Below are 6,102 nucleotides of genomic sequence, written 5' to 3'. Positions count from 1 at the left end.
GCGGCGATGAGGTTCGGGAAGAACTCCTTGCCGGTCAGCGTGGCCGAGTCGGCGGCGGGAAGGCCCTTCAGGATGCCGGACGGTCCGAGCAGCGTCTCGATCGGGTTGTACCCGAGGAACGCCGCGAACAGGCTGCCGACCGGCGGGATGTCCGCCACCGTATCGGCGGCCGCGGCCGGCACGCTGTGGGCGGTGAGCCCCGCCCGCATCGCCTGCGGCAACGAGCCCGCCAGCCCGGCGACCATCAGCGAGAAGAAGATGCCGATGGACAGCGACGAGCCGGCGTTCAGCACCGTGCCGGCCATCCCGGAGGCGGAGCCGCGCTGGTTCGCGGGCACGCTGCCCATGATCGTCGCGCGGTTCGGCGCACCGAACATGCCGGAGCCGACGCCGTTCATGAAGGTGATGACCGCGAACACCGGGTACGCGAAGTTCACCGGGATCAGCAGCAGGGCGACGAAGGTCGCGGCGGTGAGCAGCAGACCGCTGGTCGCGAGCCCGCGAGTACCCCAGCGGTCGGACAGGATCCCCGACACGGGGCCCGAGATCAGGAACCCGATCGTCAGCGGCAGCAGGTAGATCCCGGCCCAGAGCGGGGTCTCCTCGTACGAGTAGCCGTGCAGCGGCAACCAGATCCCCTGCAGCCAGATGATCAGCATGAACTGCAGACCGCCCCGGCCGATGGAGGCGAGGATCCCGGCGAGGTTCGCCATCGCGAACGGGCGGGACCTGAACAGCCGCAACTGGAACATCGGCGCCTTCCGGCGCAGCTCCACCGCCACGAACACGCCGAGCACGACGATGCCGCCGACGATGCTGCCGAGCACCCACGGGTTCGACCAGCCGGTCGCGTTGCCGCCGTAGGGCTGGATGCCGTAGGTGATGCCGGTGAGCAGGGAGGTGAGGCCCAGGAGGAACAGCACGTTGCCGGGGATGTCGAGCGATCCCGGATTCTTCTGACCGACCTCGTGCAGCGACTTGATCGACCAGATCGTGCCGATGATGCCGAGCGGCACGGAGACGATGAACACCGCGCGCCAGTCGATGACGGCCAGCAGACCGCCGAGGATCAGGCCGATGAACGACCCGGCGATCGCGGCGATCTGGTTGATGCCGAGCGCCATGCCGCGGCGCTCCGCCGGGAACGCGTCGGTGAGGATGGCCGTCGAGTTCGCGAACAGCATCGCCGCTCCGACGCCCTGGAACACCCGCCAGAGGATCAGCCAGAGCGCGCCGGCGCCCTCCATGAACGGATCGAGGGAGAGCGCGATCGCGCCGATGGTGAACAGCACGAAGCCGGCGTTGTAGATCTTCACGCGCCCGTACATGTCGCCGAGGCGGCCGAACCCCACCACGAGGACCGCGGTGACGAGCATGAACCCCATCAACATCCAGAGCAGGTAGCTCGTGTTGCCGGGGTCGAGCGCGTCCAGCTCGATGCCGTTGAAGATCGCTGGCAGGGAGATCAGGACGATCGATGAGTTGATCGTCGCCATCAGCATGCCGAGCGTGGTGTTGCTGAGGGCCACCCACTTGTAGTGGGGGTGATCCTTGTCGAACATGGCTCGGCGAGGGGCGGGGGCGGTGGTGGTCAATGCGGCTCCGGCGGTCGGTGGTCAGGGTCGGACGCCGTCGGCCGAACATGTTGCTTACCAGCAAACAACTATATGCATGCGCCCTGCGATCCGCTGACCGCCGCGCTGAGCAGACGGCCTCGAGGACGTCTCGGTCAGGCGATGGTGATGCCTAGCGCCGCCGCCAGGAGGGGTGCGAACCGGGGGAGCTGATCGGTCGAGACGATCGCGCCCGACAGGCTCGCGGCGCTGTCGATGCGATCGAGGTCGGCGCCGCGCAGGTCGAGGTGCTCGAGTCGGGCACCACCGACGGAGAGCTCCCGCACCCGTGAGTCGACGATCGCCGTGCGCCGCACCGTCGCGCCGCGGAGGTCGAGATCGCCGATGGTGCAGTCCGTGAACCGTACGTCCTCGAGCGTCGAGTCCGCGAGCGACAGGTAGTCGATGCGGCACCCGATCAACTCGACGCGGGTCAGCTCGCTCGCGAACCACTCGGCGGCGCCGATGCGGCTGCTCTCGATCCGCACGTCGCGCAGCACGATGCGGGCTGCCCGCAGCGCGGTCGCGGTGACGCCGTCGAGCACGCTGTCGACGATCCGCGCGCCGTCGAGCACCACGTCGTCGAGGGTGACCGCGCGGAGCAGGCACTCGTCGATCACGACGCCGTGCAGCGCGGCGCCGGAGGCGTCCAGGTCCTCGAACCGGTGCCCGTCGAACCGGCCGCCGCGGAGGAAGGCGTCCTCCGTTCCCTCCTCCAGCTCGGGGAGGACCACGGTGGAGATCCGCGGGTTCACCGCGTCGCGCTTCGCCACGACGTCACGCTACGGGCCGACCGCGTAGCGGAGGTGGACCCAGCCGGCGGGGAAGGTCCGCTGCTCCAGCAGCTCGAGTCCCGCGTGGAACCCCTCCGGCAGCGCGCGCTGCCCTTCTCCCACGACGACCGGCACGAGCAGCAGCTCCAGTTCGTCCACGAGTCCTGCCGCGAACGCGTGCGCGGCCAGGGCGGGTCCGCCGATCGTGAGAGGCCGGTCGGCGCCGGCCTTCAGCGCCCCGACCGCGGCCGGATCGAACCGCCGCTCGAGTCGCGTCCTGGCGGTGTCGACCGAGCGCAGCGTCGACGAGTACACGACCTTGTCCGCCGCACGCCACACCCGGCCGTAGTCGCCCATCACCGAGTCCTCGTCGGGCATCGTCTCCCAGAAGCGCATGGTCTCCCACATGCGCCGACCGTAGAGGTGGGTGCCGACCTCGCGGGTGCGGTCGTTCGCGAAGGCGTGCACGTCCTCGGGCGGCTCCGCCCAGTCGAACGCGCCGGATCCATCGGTGGTCCGGAGGTCGAGCGAGCAGATGAAGAAGGCCGACAGCGACGACATGGTGCGACGATGCCGCTCCCGCGCGCCGCCGGCAAGGCGTAGGATTGTTGACATGTCTACGAAGCGCATCGGCTTCCTGTCCTTCGGCCACTGGGGCGCGTCGCGCGGCTCGCGCACGCCCACCGCCTCCGACACCCTGCTGCAGACCATCGAGCTCGCGGTCGCGGCGGAGGAGATCGGCATCGACAACGCCTCCGTGCGCGTGCACCACTTCGCGCCGATGCTGTCCGCTCCGTTCCCGCTGCTCGCGGCGATGGCCGCCCGCACGAGCCGGATCGAGCTCGGCACCGGCGTGATCGACATGCGCTACGAGAACCCGCTGTACATGGCGGAGGACGCGGCGGTCGCCGATCTGATCTCCGGCGGCAGGCTGCAGCTCGGTGTGAGCCGGGGTTCACCCGAGACGGCGCTGCACGGCGCGCACGCGTTCGGTTTCGTGCCGCCCGAGGGCATGTCCGACGCCGACCTCGCGCGGCACAAGCTCGAGATCTTCATGGCCGCGATCGACGGCGCCGGTATGACCGCCTCCGACCCGCGGATGACCGGTGTCGCGAAGGCGCTCGCGATCGAGCCGCAGTCGCCAGGGCTCACGCGCCGCATCTGGTGGGGGAGCGGTACCCGCGCGACCGCGACCTGGGTCGCCGAGCAGGGGCTGAACCTGCAGTCCTCCACACTGCTCACCGAAGACACCGGCGTGCCGTTCGACGAGCTGCAGGCCGAGCAGATCCAGCTCTACCGCGACGCATGGCGGGCGGCGGGCCACGACTGGGAGCCGCGGGTCTCCGTCAGCCGCAGCGTGATGCCGATCACGACCGACCTCGACCGGATGTACTTCGGCGGCGAGCAGGCGTCCGAGGATCAGGTGGGCCGGCTCGACGGCGGCAACGCCCGGTTCGGCAGGACCTACGCGGGGGAGCCCGACCGGCTCGCGGAGGAGCTCGCCCGTGACGCGGCCGTGCAGTCCGCGGACACGCTGCTGCTCACGATCCCGAACCAGCTGGGGGTGGACTACAACGCCCGTCTCCTCGAGACGGTCGCGAAGCACGTCGCCCCGGCCATCGGCTGGGTCCCGCCCGCCGAGCGGAGGCTCCAGCCCGCCGTCTGACCGTTCGCGCGGATCAGGTGACCGGGCCGGTCCACTTCTCTCCCGGGCCCTTGCCGATCGGGTCCGGCACCGTGGAAGCCTCGCGGAACGCGAGCTGCAGCGTGCGCAGGCCGTCCCGGAGGGGGCGCGCGTGCGAGTCGCTGAGGTCCGGCGCTGCAGCCGTGATCAGGCCGGCGAGCGCGGTGATGAGCTTCCGCGCCTCGTCGAGGTCGGTCTCGGCGCCCGGGTCGTCCGCCAGCCCGCACTTCACCGCGGCGGCGCTCATCAGGTGCACCGCGGCGGCGCCGATCACCTCGACGGCGGCCACGTCGGCGATGTCGCGCGTCGCGTCCGCCAGCACGTCGTCCGAGTCGGCGGCCTCGGACTCGCCGGGGGCGTCGTCGGCGGAGTAGCGGTAGTCGGTCACGACCCTCATTCTGGCCGCAGAGGGGAGGACGACGGTGCCCGGCGAGGCTCTGGTACGATGCTGCGGTTCCGGGCTTCGACCCGGCGTACAAGTGGAGCGATCCCACCTCCCGCCCGCCTTCTCGAAGGGCGACGAGGTCGAAGCACCTCCCTCCGGCGACGGAGCGACGGGGTGCAGTGAGTGGTGTGCGAACCGGCTGCCCGGGCGTGCCCCACGGAATCGTTCTGCGCGTCCGCCGGTTGAACCCACGAGGCGCCGCCCGAGCGGCGCACTCACAACCGACTGTTTGGAGCACCGCATCAGCGATCCCCGTACCAACGACAAGATCCGTGTCCCGGAGGTCCGACTCGTCGGACCTGCCGGCGAGCAGGTCGGCGTCGTCCCGATCGACACCGCCCTTCGGCTGGCCCGTGAGGCGGATCTCGACCTCGTCGAGGTCGCGCCGAACTCCCGTCCTCCGGTGGTCAAGATCATGGACTACGGGAAGTTCAAGTACGAGACGGCGCAGAAGGCCAAGGAAGCCCGTCGCAACCAGGCGAACACGGTCCTGAAAGAGGTCCGTTTCCGGCTGAAGATCGACGCCCACGACTACGAGACCAAGCGCAAGCGCGCCGAGGGCTTCCTGAAGGCCGGCGACAAGGTGAAGGCCATGATCCTGTTCCGGGGTCGTGAGCAGAGCCGACCCGACCAGGGTGTGCGCCTGCTGGCCCGGTTCGCGGAGGACATCCGCGAGTACGGCAACGTCGAGTCCAGCCCCATGATCGACGGTCGCAACATGGTCATGGTCATCGGCCCGACGAAGAGCAAGGTCGACGCCAAGGCGGAGCAGAACGCCAAGCGCGCTGCGACCCGCGCCCAGAACACCCCGGCATCCACCGATGCCGTGGCAGCCCCGACATCCCAGGAGCAGTGATGCCGAAGCAGAAGACGCACTCCGGTGCCAAGAAGCGGTTCAAGATCACCGGTACCGGCAAGGTCATGAAGGCCCAGGCCGGCATGCGGCACAACCAGGAGAAGAAGCCGAGCCGGCTCACGCGCCGCCTCACCGGCGAGTCCGAGGTCGCGGCCCCCCAGGCCAAGCAGATCAGAAAGATGCTCGGCCGCTAGGCCGCGTCGGAGCAGGAGACAGACATGGCCAGGGTCAAGCGCGCCGTCAATGCGCACAAGAAGCGTCGGGTCATCCTCGAGCGCGCCGAGGGCTACCGCGGTCAGCGGTCCCGCCTGTACCGGAAGGCGAAGGAGCAGGTCACCCACTCCCTCGTCTACGCGTACCGCGACCGCCGCCAGAAGAAGGGCGACTTCCGCCGCCTCTGGATCCAGCGGATCAACGCCGCGGCGCGCGCGAACGGCCTCACCTACAACCGGTTCATCCAGGGTCTGAACCTGGCCGGTGTCGAGGTCGACCGCCGCATCCTCGCGGACCTCGCGGTCAGCGAGCCGGCGACGTTCGCCGGCCTCGTCGCCACGGCGAAGGCCGCGCTGCCGGCCGACACGTCGGCGCCCGCGACCGCCTGAACCGCCTCACCCGTATCGAACGGGCCCGGTCTCTCGACCGGGCCCGTTCTGCGTCCCGCACCGGACAGGGCCAAGCTGAGCACTTCGGCAGGCCGTGCGAGCTTCGGCAGGCCGGAACCGGCGCTCACA

General features: G+C 70.0%; 8 protein-coding genes. 4 read left to right on the top strand and 4 right to left on the bottom strand.

What is annotated here, in order from left to right:
• The 3 genes from ACFE67_RS13575 to ACFE67_RS13565 all read right to left on the bottom strand — a co-directional run.
• The coding region (locus tag ACFE67_RS13575) for an MFS transporter (RefSeq protein ID WP_375407405.1) at window positions 1-1,595 on the bottom strand (1,595 nt) is incomplete at its 3' end.
• A 134-nt stretch (window positions 1,596-1,729) separates the two neighbouring features.
• On the bottom strand, window positions 1,730-2,386 hold the full coding sequence (locus ACFE67_RS13570; RefSeq protein ID WP_375407404.1) for a pentapeptide repeat-containing protein: 657 nt from the start codon (window positions 2,384-2,386) through the stop codon (window positions 1,730-1,732).
• A 9-nt stretch (window positions 2,387-2,395) separates the two neighbouring features.
• On the bottom strand, window positions 2,396-2,947 hold the full coding sequence (locus ACFE67_RS13565; protein WP_375407403.1) for a dihydrofolate reductase family protein: 552 nt from the start codon (window positions 2,945-2,947) through the stop codon (window positions 2,396-2,398).
• A 52-nt stretch (window positions 2,948-2,999) separates the two neighbouring features.
• Here ACFE67_RS13565 and ACFE67_RS13560 point away from each other — a divergent pair, with 52 nt between their 5' ends.
• A complete protein-coding gene (locus ACFE67_RS13560; protein WP_375407402.1) occupies window positions 3,000-4,052 on the top strand; it encodes an LLM class flavin-dependent oxidoreductase in 1,053 nt (350 codons plus the stop codon).
• A gap of 13 nt (window positions 4,053-4,065) precedes the next feature.
• On the opposite strand, the gene ACFE67_RS13555 is transcribed toward ACFE67_RS13560, so the two are convergent.
• Window positions 4,066-4,392: a DUF1844 domain-containing protein gene (locus ACFE67_RS13555; RefSeq protein WP_375407406.1), complete on the bottom strand. Its 327-nt coding sequence runs from the start codon at window positions 4,390-4,392 to the stop codon at window positions 4,066-4,068.
• Window positions 4,393-4,744: 352 nt separating this feature from the next.
• Between ACFE67_RS13555 and infC the strand changes: the two genes are divergently transcribed.
• Genes infC through rplT form a run of 3 tightly spaced genes read left to right on the top strand, consistent with a single transcriptional unit; the run spans window position 4,745 to window position 5,973 of the window.
• The gene (gene infC, locus ACFE67_RS13550; protein ID WP_375407401.1) at window positions 4,745-5,371 is read left to right on the top strand and encodes a translation initiation factor IF-3; all 627 of its coding nucleotides are present in this window, start codon (window positions 4,745-4,747) and stop codon (window positions 5,369-5,371) included.
• Window positions 5,371-5,565 (top strand): 50S ribosomal protein L35, encoded by a 195-nt coding sequence (gene rpmI / locus ACFE67_RS13545; protein ID WP_375388484.1) that lies wholly within the window; start codon window positions 5,371-5,373, stop codon window positions 5,563-5,565. The genes infC and rpmI overlap by 1 nt, the downstream gene beginning before the upstream one ends.
• A 24-nt stretch (window positions 5,566-5,589) precedes the next feature.
• Entirely contained in the window at window positions 5,590-5,973 is a 384-nt protein-coding gene (gene rplT, locus ACFE67_RS13540) for a 50S ribosomal protein L20 (RefSeq protein WP_375407400.1), read from the top strand.
• Window positions 5,974-6,102 lie beyond the last annotated feature (129 nt).

Origin of the sequence: uncultured Amnibacterium sp., from assembly GCF_964244015.1 — a bacterium.
Taxonomy (GTDB): Bacteria; Actinomycetota; Actinomycetes; order Actinomycetales; family Microbacteriaceae; genus Amnibacterium.
Note: the sequence above shows the minus strand (reverse complement) of the source record. Positions and strands in the feature narration are given on the sequence as shown.